At 27.6% G+C, this 17,374-nt stretch carries 17 protein-coding genes; 2 read left to right on the top strand and 15 right to left on the bottom strand.

The window, feature by feature from the left end:
• Positions 1-128 precede the first annotated feature (128 nt).
• The 8 genes from K0039_RS14040 to K0039_RS14075 all read right to left on the bottom strand — a co-directional run bounded on the left by K0039_RS14040 (position 129) and on the right by K0039_RS14075 (position 8,897).
• Positions 129-1,805, bottom strand: a complete 1,677-nt coding sequence (locus K0039_RS14040) for a formate--tetrahydrofolate ligase (RefSeq protein ID WP_228105701.1) — start codon at positions 1,803-1,805, stop codon at positions 129-131.
• Positions 1,806-2,096: 291 nt separating this feature from the next.
• Entirely contained in the window at positions 2,097-4,217 is a 2,121-nt protein-coding gene (locus tag K0039_RS14045; protein WP_228105702.1) for a PTS sugar transporter subunit IIABC, read from the bottom strand.
• A gap of 252 nt (positions 4,218-4,469) precedes the next feature.
• The gene (locus tag K0039_RS14050) at positions 4,470-5,225 is read right to left on the bottom strand and encodes a hypothetical protein (protein WP_228105703.1); all 756 of its coding nucleotides are present in this window, start codon (positions 5,223-5,225) and stop codon (positions 4,470-4,472) included.
• Positions 5,226-5,347: 122 nt separating this feature from the next.
• Positions 5,348-7,087 (bottom strand): bifunctional diguanylate cyclase/phosphohydrolase, encoded by a 1,740-nt coding sequence (locus tag K0039_RS14055; RefSeq protein ID WP_228105704.1) that lies wholly within the window; start codon positions 7,085-7,087, stop codon positions 5,348-5,350.
• Positions 7,088-7,174: 87 nt separating this feature from the next.
• On the bottom strand, positions 7,175-7,282 hold the full coding sequence (locus tag K0039_RS14060) for a cyclic lactone autoinducer peptide (protein WP_018592166.1): 108 nt from the start codon (positions 7,280-7,282) through the stop codon (positions 7,175-7,177).
• A 58-nt stretch (positions 7,283-7,340) separates the two neighbouring features.
• Positions 7,341-7,985, bottom strand: a complete 645-nt coding sequence (locus tag K0039_RS14065; RefSeq protein ID WP_228105705.1) for an accessory gene regulator ArgB-like protein — start codon at positions 7,983-7,985, stop codon at positions 7,341-7,343.
• Complete coding sequence (locus K0039_RS14070; RefSeq protein ID WP_228105706.1) at positions 7,978-8,460, bottom strand: hypothetical protein; 483 nt, start codon at positions 8,458-8,460, stop codon at positions 7,978-7,980. The genes K0039_RS14065 and K0039_RS14070 overlap by 8 nt, the downstream gene beginning before the upstream one ends.
• A 221-nt stretch (positions 8,461-8,681) precedes the next feature.
• Positions 8,682-8,897, bottom strand: a complete 216-nt coding sequence (locus K0039_RS14075; RefSeq protein WP_228105707.1) for a small, acid-soluble spore protein, alpha/beta type — start codon at positions 8,895-8,897, stop codon at positions 8,682-8,684.
• A gap of 154 nt (positions 8,898-9,051) precedes the next feature.
• Here K0039_RS14075 and K0039_RS14080 point away from each other — a divergent pair, with 154 nt between their 5' ends.
• Positions 9,052-9,423 (top strand): hypothetical protein, encoded by a 372-nt coding sequence (locus tag K0039_RS14080; RefSeq protein WP_228105708.1) that lies wholly within the window; start codon positions 9,052-9,054, stop codon positions 9,421-9,423.
• Between the two features lie 68 nt (positions 9,424-9,491).
• On the opposite strand, the gene K0039_RS14085 is transcribed toward K0039_RS14080, so the two are convergent.
• The 3 genes from K0039_RS14085 to K0039_RS14095 form a co-directional block, all read right to left on the bottom strand.
• Positions 9,492-9,650, bottom strand: coding sequence for a hypothetical protein (locus K0039_RS14085; RefSeq protein WP_228105709.1), 159 nt, complete (start codon positions 9,648-9,650; stop codon positions 9,492-9,494).
• A gap of 84 nt (positions 9,651-9,734) precedes the next feature.
• Positions 9,735-11,264 carry a cardiolipin synthase gene (cls, locus tag K0039_RS14090; protein ID WP_228105710.1) on the bottom strand — a complete coding sequence of 510 codons (1,530 nt, stop codon included), beginning with the start codon at positions 11,262-11,264 and terminating at the stop codon, positions 9,735-9,737.
• 130 nt (positions 11,265-11,394) lie between these two features.
• Positions 11,395-12,558 carry a class I SAM-dependent methyltransferase gene (locus K0039_RS14095; RefSeq protein WP_228105711.1) on the bottom strand — a complete coding sequence of 388 codons (1,164 nt, stop codon included), beginning with the start codon at positions 12,556-12,558 and terminating at the stop codon, positions 11,395-11,397.
• Positions 12,559-12,739: 181 nt separating this feature from the next.
• Here K0039_RS14095 and K0039_RS14100 point away from each other — a divergent pair, with 181 nt between their 5' ends.
• Positions 12,740-13,714 carry a tocopherol cyclase family protein gene (locus K0039_RS14100; RefSeq protein ID WP_228105712.1) on the top strand — a complete coding sequence of 325 codons (975 nt, stop codon included), beginning with the start codon at positions 12,740-12,742 and terminating at the stop codon, positions 13,712-13,714.
• Between the two features lie 40 nt (positions 13,715-13,754).
• Here K0039_RS14100 and K0039_RS14105 read toward each other — a convergent pair whose 3' ends face one another.
• The 4 genes from K0039_RS14105 to K0039_RS14120 form a co-directional block, all read right to left on the bottom strand.
• Positions 13,755-14,960, bottom strand: a complete 1,206-nt coding sequence (locus tag K0039_RS14105; RefSeq protein WP_228105713.1) for a patatin-like phospholipase family protein — start codon at positions 14,958-14,960, stop codon at positions 13,755-13,757.
• A gap of 118 nt (positions 14,961-15,078) precedes the next feature.
• Entirely contained in the window at positions 15,079-15,588 is a 510-nt protein-coding gene (nrdG, locus tag K0039_RS14110) for an anaerobic ribonucleoside-triphosphate reductase activating protein (RefSeq protein ID WP_228105714.1), read from the bottom strand.
• A gap of 41 nt (positions 15,589-15,629) precedes the next feature.
• Positions 15,630-16,493: an FAD-dependent thymidylate synthase gene (gene thyX, locus K0039_RS14115; RefSeq protein ID WP_228105715.1), complete on the bottom strand. Its 864-nt coding sequence runs from the start codon at positions 16,491-16,493 to the stop codon at positions 15,630-15,632.
• Positions 16,493-17,344: a bifunctional 5,10-methylenetetrahydrofolate dehydrogenase/5,10-methenyltetrahydrofolate cyclohydrolase gene (locus K0039_RS14120; RefSeq protein WP_228105716.1), complete on the bottom strand. Its 852-nt coding sequence runs from the start codon at positions 17,342-17,344 to the stop codon at positions 16,493-16,495. The genes thyX and K0039_RS14120 overlap by 1 nt, the downstream gene beginning before the upstream one ends.
• Positions 17,345-17,374 lie beyond the last annotated feature (30 nt).

Below are 17,374 nucleotides of genomic sequence, written 5' to 3' on the forward strand. Positions count from 1 at the left end.
TTTATTTAATATTTTTCAATAATTACTTATTACCATATACATGTTCAAACTTATTTGTGCCAAAAATAAAAGTAGCAATAACCATAAACTATTGCTACTTTTGTATATACTTTTATCATTTGTCTAATTTAGAATAATCCCACTATTACACCATTTTCATCAATATCTATTCTTTCAGCTGCTGGTATTTTAGGTAATCCTGGCATTTTCATAATATCTCCTGTTAAAGCAATTATAAATCCGGCTCCAGCACTTATATTAATTTTTCTAACTGTTATTCTAAAATTTTCTGGTCTACCTAATTTCGAAGGGTCATCTGTTAATGAATATTGAGTCTTCGCCACACATATAGGAAGATTTGCAAATTCTAATTTTTCTAAATTAGCAATTTCTTTTTCTGCTTCTTTAGTAAAGTCTACACCTTCAGCTCCATATATTTTAGTAGCTATTTCATTTATTTTTTCTTTTATGCTTCCTTCTAGTGGGTAAGCATATTCAAAGTTATTTTCTTCTTGGCAAAGCCTTACTACTTCTTTAGCCAGATCAACTCCACCTTCTCCACCTTTTGCCCATACTTGTGATAAAACTACATTTACACCTAAATCATTGCATCTTTCTTTTATTAAGTCAATTTCCTCCTGGCTATCTGTTGGAAACTCATTAATTGCAACAACTGCAGGTAACTTAAATACTTGCGTAATATTTTCCACATGCTTTAATAAGTTTGGCAATCCAGCTTCTAAAGCTTCTAAATTTGTATCATTTAAGTTAGATTTATCTACCCCACCATTATATTTTAAAGCTCTTACAGTAACTACAATTACTACTGCATCTGGCTTTATATCAGCCATTCTACATTTTATATCTAAGAATTTTTCTGCTCCTAAATCTGCTCCAAATCCACCTTCTGTTACAACGTAGTCTGCAAAATTCATAGCCATTTTTGTAGCTATTATAGAGTTACATCCATGAGCTATATTAGCAAATGGCCCTCCATGGACAAAGGCTGGTGTTCCTTCTAAGGTTTGAACTAAATTAGGTTTTAAAGCATCTTTTAATAAAGCTGCCATTGCCCCATTAGCATTTAATTCTTTAGCTGTTACAGGTAAATTTCCGTAAGTATATCCAATAATTATATTCCCTAACTTTTCTTTTAATTCATTAATATTATTTGCTAAGCAGAAAGCTGCCATAACTTCTGATGCTACAGTTATATCAAATCCGTCTTCTCTAACTATACCATCAACTTTTCTACCCATACCACAAACTATATTTCTTAATTGTCTATCATTCATATCTACGCATCTTCTCCAAGTTATAGTCCTTGGATCAATATTTAATTTGTTGCCCTGATGTATATGGTTGTCTATCATTGCTGCTAATAAATTATTTGCTGCTCCTATTGCGTGAAAATCTCCTGTAAAGTGTAAGTTTATATCTTCCATTGGTATAACTTGGGCATAACCTCCACCAGCGGCTCCACCTTTTATTCCAAACACAGGTCCTAAAGAAGGTTCTCGTAGTGCAACTATTGAGTTTTTACCCATTCTTTGTAAACCATCTGCTAAACCTATAGTTGTCGTAGTCTTCCCCTCTCCTGCTGGAGTTGGATTTATTGCTGTAGTTAAAATTAACTTAGCTTTTTTATCCTTTTTATGTGTTTTCAATAAGTTGTAATCAATCTTAGCCTTATATTTTCCATAAAACTCTAATTCATCTTCATTTAATCCTAATTTTTTACCGATTTCTCTAATATGTAGAGGTTTTGATTCCTGTGCTATTTCTATATCTGATTTAAAATTCATTACATTTATCCTCCAAAATATTACAATTATTTAACTATATTATAAAATAATTTGTAAAAATAGTATATATGAAAAACATATTTTATGAACATTTTTATATTTTTACGAGTTAAAATACGTCTTTTTGCAAACATTATTTACTATGTAATTTTATCCAATATAATTTATACCCTCATTTATGCTTTTTCACACTAAATAATTAAATATGTTTATCCTGCTTCTAATAAATTTTATACTTGATATTTTATATATTAAAAAAGATGTAGGTATTTAGACCTACATCTTTATAAACTATTTAACTGATATCAATTTATCTTTTTCTTTTACTGAACCTTTAGCCATAGCTTCCACACCTTCATAACTATCTGTGTTAGTCACTATTACAGGGGTAACAGTTGGATATCCAGCTTCTTTTATTTTTTCTATATCAAATTCTACTAAAAGATCCCCTGCCTTAACTTGGTCACCTGCTTTAACATGAGTAGTAAAATGCTTACCATTTAGTTTAACAGTATCTAAACCTATGTGTATTAATACTTCTACACCGTTGTCCGAAGTTAATCCCACTGCATGTTTTGTATCAAATACTGTTGAAACCACTCCATCTACTGGTGATACCGCTCTACCAATAGCTGGCTCTATTGCAACACCTTTTCCTAACATACCTTCAGAGAACACTCCGTCCCCTACTTCTTCTAAAGATATTGCATTACCTTCTATTGGAGCTACAATTATATAATTATTTTCAACTTTATCTTCTTTTTTTTCTTGCTTAGTCTCTACTACATCTAAATCTGCTGCAACCTCAATATTAGCACCGCTTGCTATAAAATCTTCTAAGTTTGATTTTATAACTGTAACCCTTGGTCCATATATAACTTGTATTCCATTACCTTTTATTATAACACCTGCTGCTCCACTTGACTTTAGTAAAGATTCACTTACCTTAGAAGAATCTTTTACAGTAACACGAAGTCTTGTCGCACAACAGTCTAAATCACTTAAATTATCTTGTCCACCTAAACCTTTTAATATCATAGCTGATATCTTATCATCTTGATTTGATGAGTTTGCTGAACTTCCTTCTTTTTTAGCATTTACATCTGCTCTTGTATATAATTTTACTTCTTCTTCATCATCATCTCTACCAGGAGTTTTGAAGTTAAATTTCTTAATTAAGAAGGTAAATAAGAAATAGTAAACTGCAAAGTATATTAAACCAACCCATATTATATTTAACCAATGAGTTTTAGCATTCCCTTGTAATATACCAAATAATGTTAAGTCTATTAAACCTCCAGAGAATGTCATACCAACTCCAACATTTAGCATGTGCATTATCATATATGAGACTCCTGCAAGTACTGAGTGTATTACATATAATATTGGAGCAACAAATAAGAATGTAAATTCAATTGGCTCAGTTATACCTGTTAACATTGATGTTAATGCCGCTGATAATAATAAACCTCCGACAACTTTACGCTTTTCTGGTTTAGCACATTTGTACATTGCAAGTGCTGCACCTGGTAAACCAAATATCATAAGTGGGAATTTACCAGACATAAATCTAGTAGCCTCTACACTAAATTGTACAGTAGATGGATCTGCTAGTTGCGCAAAGAATATATTTTGAGCACCTTCTATTAATTGTCCTCCCACCATTGCAGTACCACCAACAGCAGTTTGCCAGAATGGTAAGTAGAATACGTGATGAAGTCCAAATGGTATTAAAGCTCTTTCCATAAATCCATATACCCAAGTTCCTGCATATCCTGAACTTTGTACTATATTACCAACTGAATAAATAGCACTTTGTACATTTGGCCATATATAGAACATTAATATACCAACAAATAAATAAGTTATTGCAGATATAATAGGAACAAATCTAGTTCCACCAAAGAATGATAATACTTGAGGTAACTCGATTTTGTAGAAACGATTATGTAACGCTGCTACACCAAGTCCTACTATCATACCTCCAAACACACCCATTTGAAGTGAGTTTATACCTAATACACTTGCTGTAGAACCAGCAAGCATAGCTTCTGTTCCACCATTAATGTTTATCATTGCACCAATAGAAGCATGCATAATTAAGAATGCTATTGCTCCAGATAAAGCTGCTACTTCTTTTTCTTTTTTAGCCATACCAATTGCAACACCCATTGCAAATAATAATGGTAAGTTTGCGAATACTATATCTCCTGCATTACTTAAAACCGTTAAGAATGCATTTATAGGTGTTCCTGGTCCCATAACACCCATTAATCCATAAGCATTTAACATTGTTTCATTAGTGAATGATCCACCAATTCCCAAAAATAAACCTGCTACTGGTAAAATAGCTATTGGTAGCATAAACGATCTACCTACACGTTGTAAAACACCAAATATTTTGTCTTTCATTAATTTCGGCCTCTCCCTTATTTAATATTATATAATCGTCTTCACAATCATATATAGTTTACCTTAATTTCTATAATGATACTATCATAGCTTGAATATTCATGTCAATATTTTAATGCAACCGTTTGCATTATTATTTTTTATATTTATATTTATTTTTTTTTACAACTAAATTATATATAATTTACCCATTTTATTTAATTTCAAACAAAAATAAGTGCCCTTAATGAGCACTTATTTATAATATTATTTCTATTTTGACAATAACTCCAACATATCTTCCAGTTCATCATAAGGCATTTTATTTAAAGACATGCAATTATATAGTAATGTTCCCACTCCTTGAACTTTTATCTTAGAAGGATTTATTTGAACCACATCTAACACTAACTTTCCACTTCCATTTAGTATTGATTTTTGTATCATATCTAAAGTATCTTGTAAAATTCCTAATAGTTTATAGTCTCTTATACCTAGCTTAGTATAGTCTTCTCTCTGTAATATTGGAATTTGAATAGTTTGAGAAATTACGTACATATTAATTAATTTAATTTGACAATAAGTTAATTGTCTAGATAATTTTATTAATCTATTACATTCATCTCTATCTAAATCATCCTTAAACATTATATTTCCAAGTAAATATCCATAATATTTTAACTTGCTTTCCTCATGTTCGTTTCTAGAAGATATAAGTATTCCATTCATTATTTCTTCCGCCAAATATTGATTATTTAAATTTTCTTCCAAAAAAAGCTCTTTTCTAATAAAATTATTATTGTCTAGATTTTCTTTTATTATTTCTAATGAATAGTACAAGGTAATTAATATTCTTTTACTTTCTTTATATGTGTATATATTTTCATATAAATCATTTATAAAACTCTCATATAGTTCTTCTACTTCACCATTATAATCTTTATGCTTTAATGTCTTCAATATATTTTTAATGTTATTAGTTAATTGGTCATTTGATTCAAATATGTATTTGACTCCTACATCTCCCATATCTCTATCTCCTTCGAATATATTTTTATAATCTAAACTTAACTTAATTGTAGCAAAAATATTTTAATAAACAATATAAAAAGCTTTCTAAAAATAATATTATTCTTAGAAAACTTTTCATTTTAAGCACTTCTATTCACATCATTCATTAATGGTAAAATATTCTTTAATCCTTCAGGTTCCTTTTTCTTTATCATATCATTTTGAAGCATATCTATAAATTTAGATACTAATTCTACATCGAAATGAGTTCCTGCACATTTTTTTAACTCTACAATTGCTTGATTATAATCTTTTCTTATATTATAAGGTCTTTTCGATGTCATAGCATCAAAGCTATCTATTATTGTTAACATCCTAGCTAGATATGGAATTTTATCTCCTTTTAAATTACAAGGATACCCATTTCCATCATATCTTTCGTGATGATATTTTATTATAGGCTCAACTGCATTAAAGTCTTTTATATTACTTACTAAATCAGCCCCCAATGTTGGATGTTGTTTTAAAACATTAAACTCACTTTGAGATAATTTTTCTCTTTTATTTAATAATTCTTTTGATATTTCTAACTTTCCTATATCATGCAAATAAGCCGCCAAAAGTAAATCTTTTCTAGACTGCTCATCTAAATTTAAATATGTTGCAAATTTTTTAGCATAAATAACTACTCTTTCCGAGTGACCGTAAGTATATTTATCTTTTTTATTTATTTTATTTAACATACTTGCAATAGATTCTAATGCCCTTTTGTCAATGCTACTATCTATTTCATCCAATATATTATAATATCTTTCAACACGATTCTTATCAAAAGATTTTGCTCTATACAGTGCATTATCCGCAAGTTCAATTAATTGCTTTTTATTTTTCGCCACCTTTGGATAAGTTGATACACCAATAGACACTGTTATATGCTTATTAGGTTGATGTTCTTGACCTGAAAAATATGTTTGTTGTATATTCTGTCGAATTAATTCTCCTAAGTTTAGCGCAGCTTCTTCTGTTTGATTATATAAAATTACAGCAAACTCTTCGCCTCCATAACGAGCTACTTCTCCTAAATCGTCAACTGTATTTCTTAAAATTTCGCCTAACCTTGTAAGGAGCCAATCTCCTTTTTGATGTCCATTTATATCATTATAATTTTTAAAATTATCTATATCCATAAACAATAAAGAAACTTCTTTATCTTCTTTTTGAGAATTAACTATATATGAGCCTAATACATCCTGAAAACTCCTATGGTTTAATAAACCTGTAAGTCCATCCTTTACTGCTAATTCTTTTAATTTTAAATTATAATCGCTTTCTATATTAATGTATAAAGAAATAATAAAAGATGTTATTAATAAAGAACTTACTAATATTATATCCCCTTCAAAATGTCTTGCTGTATCCATACTACTAATTAGAGGTGTATAATCTACATTTACTAAGTTAAATGCAAGTATTATCAATGATACAGCTACAGTTATAGCAAAACTTATTTCTTTCTTATATTGTATAGAACATATTAATATTATAATTGTACTGATATATTTAAAAGAGCTATTTGACCCTCCTGTTTTCGACATTAAAATAATAAATAAGCCTAATAATATCAAAACTTCTATTACATTGTAAATTGTTGGCATATTAAAGAAACTTTTTTCTGTATCTCCATACATCATTTTTGAACAAAATATCATAAATGGTGCTATACAACAGGCTAAAACAATTACAAGAAGTATATTATCCATATCTAGCGCTATATTGTAATAGCTTATAATATTTAAAGTTGCTAATATAATATATAAAAATTTTAACCCAACTAAAATTTCTAATATTTTCAATCGTCTTTCATAATCAAATTCGTTCATATGTATTCACCTATATATTAAATAATTACTATAAAAATAACATATCAAAAGAACCATAAGAATATTTTCCTATGGTCCTTTAACCTATTACTCTTCTCTTAAAGATTTTGGAACTTCAGGCTCAAAGAATATCGCAAAACAATATGTACTTGTATTTTTTGCAATTTTAGTAAAAAAATTCGCTAATACTCCCATCGTTACATCTCCTTTGTAATAATTTTTATATTAACACATACTTCGTTAATATCACAATCTAAATTTTAAACTTTAATAAAACCTTATCTATAAATAATATGGATTTGCTTCCTACAATTGTTAAGGATAACATTTGCATATATATACCTAAGGATATACATAACACTAATGAATTCAAATTCAAATTTAACAAGTTTAACAATATATTAAATATAAATAATATTATACACACAAAATATACACAAAATGAGTTTTTTCTTAATTTTTTCCTTATCGCTTCTTTTTTTAATGGCTTATTTTCTGATGGCACAGGACATTTTTTGTATAAAATAATAAAAGAATGAATTAATATAATTACATCTATTGAATATAGCACTCCTAATTTTGCATTTATCAAAGACTTACCTATTAGAGCAAATATATATGATAATATTATCCCTGTTATTAAGCATCTATTTGGACTTGAACAATGTATGCCTCCAGAGTTTCTTTTCATCAGTCCCGCTACTAAAGATATTATAACTATCTGAAATAATGTACTAGTTAAAATTCCAAATAAAATAGTTAGTATTGCTGCCATGCATATATGTAGAAATGCAAATATTCCATATTTTAATACTTCAAATTCATCACTTGACTTATCTTTAGATCCACATAATCTAAAGGCAATCTTGTCAGAAAGATTTTCAGTTATACTATTCATTATGTTTAACTATACTCCCCTCTTGAAGTTTTTTTATGATAAATTCTATTACAAAAGCTAAAAGAACAAGTATGATAAGAGATGGCAATGTATAAAATGCGCCCCTTATAGTATAATTGTTTACTAAAGCATTTCTAGAAACGTTAAATACGTTGGTTAATAAACTTATATAAATAAATTCACTAAGTATTAAACATAAAAATAGCTTACACAATGCTATTATACAGTTCATGAAACTATCTTTCGATACATCTACTAGTATAAATAAAACAAGAGCCATTCCTATAATCGTGTGTATGCCAAAACTAATTGGAAGCATTCTAATAAATGACTGAATTATTCCTAACATTAATGTCTTTTTGCATAAAGTTCCTATTGATATTTTTAAATTTAAAAAGTAACATCCTACTAGTAGCATTATCGCACACTCCGGAAAACTTCTAACTAAAATATAATCCAGTGATGTATGTAACATAATTTTCTCCTTTAATTTAACTATTACAAGAAAATTGTAACACAAATATAGAAAATTTCTACATATTTTACCACTTTTTTTATATATAATTTTTTATTAGCATCCAGTCAATATGTTATTTTGTAATATTTACTACAACAACAATTTGTATTATAAACATTTTCATAACTATATTTTAGCATATAAATAATAAAAAAGACTGCATCAGCAGTCTTTTTTATCTATTTTTTATAATATTGTCTAATTAATTCTTCTTTTCCCATATTTACTAGAGTTTTACTCATTAACCCTCCTAAATCTCCACCTTTCTTGCCATTCGCATAAGAGGTTTTATCTCCTCCTGATATATCATGTTCCATACCTAATTCATTTGCTATTTCCATTTTCATTTGATTTAAAGCTTCTCTTGCATTTGGATTTACAATTTTATTAGCCATAAAAACCTCCCATTATACTTTTAATATTATTTTTTACAATTACTCATTCTATTATTTTGAAAATTTTGGTTTATAACTATTACCATGATTTACATGTATATAAATATTAATTTATAGTAAATCCTATAATTAATAATTTAATGGAGGTGCTAATATGAATAATTTACATCTAAGTGATGATGAATTAGTTGAAAATTTTGAAAGTGCCAGTCCTTGGTTTGTCGGCTTATATATGGAGACCTTTCTAAATAATCTAAATTTCTTATCCAACAGGCAAACTAAAAATGAATTTACAGCAGATATACATAGATATGACCCCATATTAATTGATGAAAATATTCTAGATATTTATAATAGGGTTGAATCATTATTGAGAATAATTAAAGGCAATAGGGTTCTTGATGCATTAAAAATGGTGCTTGATTATGATACTGATACAATTTATGATATTTATGCTCGAGAAGAAGCAATTTACTTATTAGCTTTAATAAAAAATGGTAAAGTTACCTTACCAAAGTCTAATTAAATAAAAAAATTAATGCTCTCAACAATAAACATAAAATTTATTACTGAGAGCATTTTATTGGTTATACTCTAATTTAGCGATGTAAAAAAATAATCATACCCCATAGATGTGGCAACATTACAAAACGCCCCCATAGGATCTTCTTTATTTCTTATTTCAAGGAACTTTTTCCTAATTAGTTGATTATTTCTTGATTCTTCAAGAATTTTCACTAATTTTTCATTCATAGTAGCAACCCACTTACTTATATAAAATACTTTACATATTTCTTATTTTTAGGATAAAATTGATTTATTTGTCAATTTACATTGCTACATAAGTGGTGCAAATACTCTAAGTATTGCTTGCCATAAGGCATATCTTCTTCCGGCCTTTATGTCTTCCTCAGAAAATTCTCTACTTTTTAAAATTGTATCTAAAGCATCTTTTTTAATATCACTTAAACACTTGCATTTATATAAATACACACCACACTCAAAATGTAAGTATAAGCTTCTATAATCCATATTTATTGTACCTACAGTTGCAACTTCATCATCACAAACAAATACTTTAGCATGAATAAATCCTGGAGTATATTCATATATCTTCACGCCGGCTCTTATTAATTGAGGATAATAAGATCTTGTAAGCTTAAATACAGTCTTCTTATCTGGTATTCCTGGCGTTACTATTTTTACGTCTACTCCTTTTTTAGCAGCTAAACAAAGGGCTGTCATCATTTCATTATCAATAATCAAATATGGTGTAAAAATATATACATAGTTTTTTGCACTATTTATAATATTTAAATATACATTTTCTCCTACAACCTCTTCATCTAAAGGTGAATCTCCATAAGGTTGTACAAATCCATCACTTACAGTAGTTTCAAATTGATGTACTTCTGGTTTATAAATAGAAAAGTCTTCATCTGTTTGTCTAGTAGAATTCCACATTTCTAAAAACATCATGGTTAAATTCCATACACCTTGTCCTTTTAACATAACCCCTGTATCTTTCCAATGCCCAAACCTAACTTTTTCATTAATATACTCATCAGCTAAATTTATACCACCAGTAAACCCTGTATGTCCATCTATTACTGTAATTTTGCGATGGTCTCTATTATTCATAACAAGAGATAATAAAGGTTTAAAAGGATTAAAAGCAATACATTTTATTCCCTTCTTGTCTAAAATTTTATCATATCCATAAGGAAGAAGAGATATACAACCCATATCATCATACATAAGTCTTACATCTAATCCTTCTTTAGCTTTTTGCTCTAGTATTTCTAAAATACCATCCCACATCTTACCTTCTTCAATAATAAAGTATTCCATAAATATATATCTTTTTGCTTTTTTTAGTTCTTTAATTAAATCTTCGTAATTATCCTCTCCCAGACTATAATATTTAACCTCCGTGTTTTTGTACATAGGATAGCCAGCTGCACAGTTTATATAATTCATGTGACCATAAATTGTTTTATTTTCTTTTTCAACTTCTTCTGATATATCTTTATCTTGTCTTAAATATTTACTTGTCTTTTCCTGAACTTTCTCTAAACGGTGTCTCATCTCTTTAGAAGGTTTTTTATTACCTAGTATAAGATATAATATACCTCCTGTGATATTAAAAATTAATATTGGTATAATCCAAGCCAATTTATAAGCCGGATTATCACTTTTATTTATAATCCAAAGTACTACTAAAGCACTTATGGCAGTACACATAATAGGTACTATTGCTGAAAAATGACTGAATTTTATTAATAAATATAAAAATATTCCAAGTTGAATAGCAATCATTACCCCAATGACTACCATTCTGCTAAATAATAATCTCAATATCTTCATGAACTGTCTCCCTTCAAAACTATATATGAATAAAATATAATTCTTTAAATTATAACATATGTAAATTTTTAAGCAAACTATTTATTACATTTATAAAACTCAAGAACCATGGGCCCTTGAGTTTTTGCATCTAAATTAAATTATCTTCTTTTAATAAATTGTATAAAGTTGGATTAAAATTAAATTCTTTCATTAATATTTGTACTTGTTGTAGCGATTTTTCTTTTTTATCTTTTGATAAATTGGATTTTGAGGCTCTTATTAAAATATTTTTAGGCGAATGCGATATATCAATAAACTCTAATAGTTGAGCCTTATATCCTACATATTCTAATAAATTACCTCTCACTGAATCTGTCATAAGAGCTGCCACTCTTTCTTGTATGATCCCATACTTATTTAAAATATCTAAGTTTTCAGCCTTCATTTGATAATTAAATTCATGTTGACAACAAGGCACAGAAAATATCATTTTTGCATTCCATTTAATTGCATTATATAGCGCATAATCAGTTGCTGTATCACATGCATGAAGTGTAATAACCATATCTACCTTATTATTATATTTAAATCCATTTATATCTCCAAGTTCAAAATGTAAATTATCAAACTTATATTTTTTTGATATTTCATTACATTTTTTTATTACATCTTCTTTTAAATCCAATCCTATCATTTTTACATTTATCTTTTTAATTTCTACAAAATAATAGTAAAGAACAAAAGTTAAATATGATTTTCCACAACCAAAATCTAATATTGTTAATTCTTCATAATCATTTTTCTTAATTTCATCATCAATTATCTCAATAAATCTATTTATTTGCTTATACTTGTCATATTTTGAATTTACAACTTTACCCTCTTTAGTAAAAACCCCTAAGTCTATAAGAGGTTGAATAAGCATACCTTCTTTAAGAATATAGTTTTTTTCTTTGTTATGTCCTTTATTAACTACATTTTCATTATTATTTTTCTTTTTCCCTAAAAAAACTTTACCTTTTTTAGATATTTTAACATCATAAGTTGTATTATTTGACCAAGCATTTAATTGTTTGAAGTCTTCCTTCATATATTCAAGTACTTTATAATTTAAGTCTTTTGTTTCTATATTTTCATGAAATACTTGCTTGTCTGTAAATTTTTCTATTTGATAATATTTTTTATTATTTTTTTCTTTTAGCTGAAAAACTATTTTATTGTATTTTATCTCTTTATTCTTTTTATTACTTATAACTACTTTTATTATATTATCTTTACATATTTCATTTATTATCTTAACTGTATCTTCCATTCATATCACCTATTTTTCATTATCTTCATTGCACTACTTATTATACCATTAAGTATTATCATATAATTAAATTTTTTATATACTTATAAGACTTTTTCTGTAAATAATAAGGATATTTGTTGTTTTTGTTATATTTTTTCTTATTTTTCATATTAATAATGATATAAGCAGGAGGTATATTATGAAAGAAACTTTTAATCCACATTTATATCATGGAAAACACAAAAATAAAAACTTCTTCGAAGGGTGGTATTTTAAAATAGTCGACAAGAAAAATGATTATAAACTTGCCATAATTCCTGGTATTTCTTATGGCAATAACGAAGATGAGCACCACTCTTTTATACAAATTTTAAATGGAAAAGAATCTACTTTTAATTATTTATCTTATGATGTAAATGATTTTAGATATAATAATAAGAGATTTAGGATATGTATTAATTCTAATATTTTTTCTTTAGAAAACATAAGTCTCTCTATAGATTCTAATGATCTAAATATTCATGGTAATCTAATATTAAAAAATTTAGTAAAATGGCCAGGTAGTATCGTTAATCCTGGTAGTATGGGATTTTATAATTATTTAAAATTCATGGAGTGCTATTCACATGTATGTGCTTTGAATGGATCTATTGTTGGAGATTTAAATATTAATGGCATAAATGTGAATTTTACAGCAGGAAAAGTATATATTGAAAAAAATTGGGGTAAAAGCTTTCCAAAATCTTGGTTATGGATTCAAAGTAACTCTTTTAAAAGTAGAAAAGCTTCTATAACTTGTTCTGTAGGAACCATACCTTTCCCCATAAAGGACTTCACAGGCTTTATTATAGGCCTTACTTTGGAAAATGAATTCTATAGTTTTACCACAATTAACCATAGTAAAATTAATATACAAAATTTTGGAGATGATATTACTTTAACAGTAACTAAAAATAACCTTAAATTAACCATTAAAACTTATACAAATCCAAAAGATTTTTTAGTATTAAAAGCACCTAATCAAGGTTCTATGACATCTACTGTAAAGGAAACTATAAATGGTCAAGTGTATATACTTCTAGAAGATACTAAAATAAATAAAAAAATATTTGAAGATATAGGTCTTAGTACTGGAGTAGAGTACGGTGGAAATTTTTCTTCACTTTTTAAATAAAAAAATAGATAAGTTTGAAAAATACAAACTTATCTATTTTTTATTCTTCATCTTCAAGTAAACATAATAATTTTTCATTTATTATATTCATATCTACTTGAGTAATATTTTCAATAGCTTTTCTTTTTAATCCTCTTAGACTAATTTGAACCTTTTTATGGAAACTACTTTCTTTTTCATTATCTTTTATTATGTTAAAAAAATCTAATAAGGAATATATTTTAAATTTTTCTATTTGTCTTTCCTTTGCCATATTTTCCAAAAGTGCAATAATAATATCTTGATAGTTATCTTCTTTATTTAAATTTAAATACTTTGATAAATTAGGTAATATAAATTCAAATAACATTCTTTTGGGAGGAATATCTTCTAACCCCATACTTATTCCTATATCTATAATCAATTCATCAGGTAATCCTAAAAGTTTGCTAAAAATTAAATCCTCATCTACTGGCTCTATATAGTACTCTCTTCCTTTTAACTTTCTTATAGACTTAATTGCATCATAATAACCCAGTTTAATATTTCTATGGGCTAAATCTTTTGTAAAAATAAAAGTTCCACCTAAATCCATAGACGGCTGAATTTCAACCACATTTACACTTTCATCAATATGTCTTAATTTTCTACTAGAATTTAACCTTATGGCTATTATTTTGTCATAATTTTTTTTTGCTAAAAGACTCACAGGGCAATTATCATAAAGTCCTCCATCTAAGTATGCCTTCCCATCTAAGGGTTCCATTTTTAGTCCTGGATATCTGGCACTTGCCATTATAAAATTTTTTATTTTTCCATTTGGAATATCTTCTTTAAACACTTCTATAGGACTTAAAGGTCCTAATTCCACAGTAACAAGGCCGAAGTCTATATTACTATTTCTTAATTTTTCCTCATCAATTAATTCATCTACAACTTTTCGTAAATTATCCGTATCAATCCCTCTGTTAGTAATTATTTTTTTTGCTTCACTAGAAAAATAGGTTATGGTTTTTATATTAAGATTTCGATTTATTACATTTGCCATATGCCTATCCTCTATATCAAATAGTTGTTGTGGAGTAACATGACTCCACATTTCAAAACATTTTTTAAAATCTCCTTGAGCAACCATAGCTGCATTAAAGGCCCCAATAGAAGTTCCTACTATTCCATCTATCTCATACCCCTCTTCTAGTAAAGCTTTAATGGCTCCAACATGAAATGCACCTCTTGCACCTCCACCCTCTAAAGCTACTCCTAACATAAGCTATCATCTCCCCAATTAAGAGTATTTTTCTTCTTTACTTTATATTATATCAACTTGTTAGATTTGTAAGTAATTTAAAATAAAAAAAGAAGCTATTTAATAGCTCCTTATTATATTATTTATTTTCTAAATCAAATAATATTAACTTATTTTCTTTTAATGTTTCTTTAACATTTATAACCCTTTGGTTTGATGATCCTCTCAATGTAAGAGATATATTTTTTCTCTCTTCTTCAAACTTGCCATCTACTAAAACATCTGCATATTTTAAAATTTCGCTTTGAAGTTCATTAAAGTTTTCAACAGTATAGCCCGTCCATAAATATATTTTCTTTTCAGGATATTTATCTTTAAATTGCTTACATACATAAATAACTCCCTCAATATTTTCAGGACAAAGAGGTTCACCTCCTAGTATGGATAAATCTCTTTTTATATTATGTTTATCAATGTTGTTCATAATATAATTTAGTTTTTCCTCAGTAAATTCTTCACCATCTGTAAAACTCCAAGTTTCACCATTAAAACATCCTTTACACTTGTGAGGGCATCCTTGGGTCCAAAGAGACATAGTAATTCCAAATCCATTAGCTATATCATTATCTTTAATTCTATTTATTCTCATATTATTATGCTCCTTTTAGTGTCTGGATCTAAAAATTCACCTTATTTATTTTTCTTTTCATAAGGCATCATACAGCACATAGAACCTTCTGGACATGGCCCAAATTGACAACTTGCACCAAGAGTTTTTCCAAGTAAAGGACTTTCTTTTTCCACTTCCTCTACCATAGTCCATGCTAATTTATTTATTTCTTCTTGTGCTCTTCTGCAACATCTATGATGACAGAAGTTAATTAAACTTCTTAAGTTCATTGTGCATATTATTTTTGTTTCACACGCATTTGGGAATATATATCTAGCGTTTTCAATTGCTTTCTTCTCTAAAGTTGAACATAACTTTTTATATGATGTTCTTAAAGATTCTACAAACTTTTCACAAGATTCATTCACATTTTTCCATGCTTCAAATTCATCTTTATCTATATTACATTTTTTTAATTGAATATCTACTAGTTTACCGTACTGCTCTTTATTATAAACATAATCATATATTAATTTATCAACTATATCATCATATAACCTTTGACCATCTTCCATATGATTTTTATAGCTTTGCTCAAGTATAGGGTTGTTTTTTATGTCTTGAGGAATCACATATTCAAACTGAGTTTCTTTAACATATCTTTGAGATTGCTGACTATAAGATGCTATTCTATGTCTAACTAGTTGATGTGTTAAACTTCTTGAAACTCCTTCTATTGCAAAAGTAAAGCTAGTATGTTCTAACACACTGCCATGACCAATAGAAGTAATCATATTTACAAATCTTTCAATACTTTCTGGTGTTTGCTTTTCCATTAAATCATCAATATTTGATGGTGAATAACAAAGCTTCCCTGCTGTAGCTATAACAAGCTCTGGATTCATTGTATGAGATATAAGTTTTACTTTTAATTTTGTTTCCATTATTTACTCTCCCCTTTTTCAGCAATTTCTATTGTTTGTTCAATTAATTCTATAACAGTCATTTGGCCTACTCCATTTGGCACAGGAGTCAAATGACATTGTTTTTCATTTACTATAACGTCATAGTCTTCTTTAGACACATCTCCACACATTTTTCCTGCTTCATTAAAGTTAATTGATACATCTATTATTGTAGTATTATTAGAAAAATCTTGTGCGCTTAAGAAGTTATTTCTTCCTACCGCTGTAACAACTATATCTGATGCTTTAATTTTTTCCTTTAAATTTTTAGTTTTACTGTGAGCTATAGTCACTGTGGCATTTTCTTTTAAGAATAATTGTGATAATGGCTTTCCAACTATATTAGAACGATTTATTATAAGAACATCCTTACCTTCCATATCTATTTTAAATTCTTTTAATAAGGTCATTATACCTCTAGGAGTACATGCCACATTCCCCTCTAAATTAAGAGATAATTTTCCCATATTTCCTATGGTAAATCCATCTACATCTTTTTCATCTTCTATAAGATTTGTAAGGTAATCTTCATTTAAATGCTTTGGTATAGGTAATTGTAATAAAACTCCTGTGGCATCTTTAGCTTTATTTAAATCTATAATAATTTTTTCTACTTCATCTTGACTAATATTTTCATCTAAATGAATTATTTTTGAACTTATTCCAACTTCTTCGCATTTTTTAACTTTATTTGATACATACTTTCCGCTGGCAAAATCTTCGCCTACTCTAATTATTACTAGAGAAGGTTTTTTACTTAATTTATTTACTCTATCTTTTAATTCGGCTACTTTTTTTGTTACTAATTGTCTAGCATCTAGTAATGTCATTTTCTTCCCATCCTTTTACTATTTTTATGT

The organism is Terrisporobacter mayombei (assembly GCF_020748465.1).
Lineage (GTDB): Bacteria > Bacillota > Clostridia > Peptostreptococcales > Peptostreptococcaceae > Terrisporobacter > Terrisporobacter mayombei.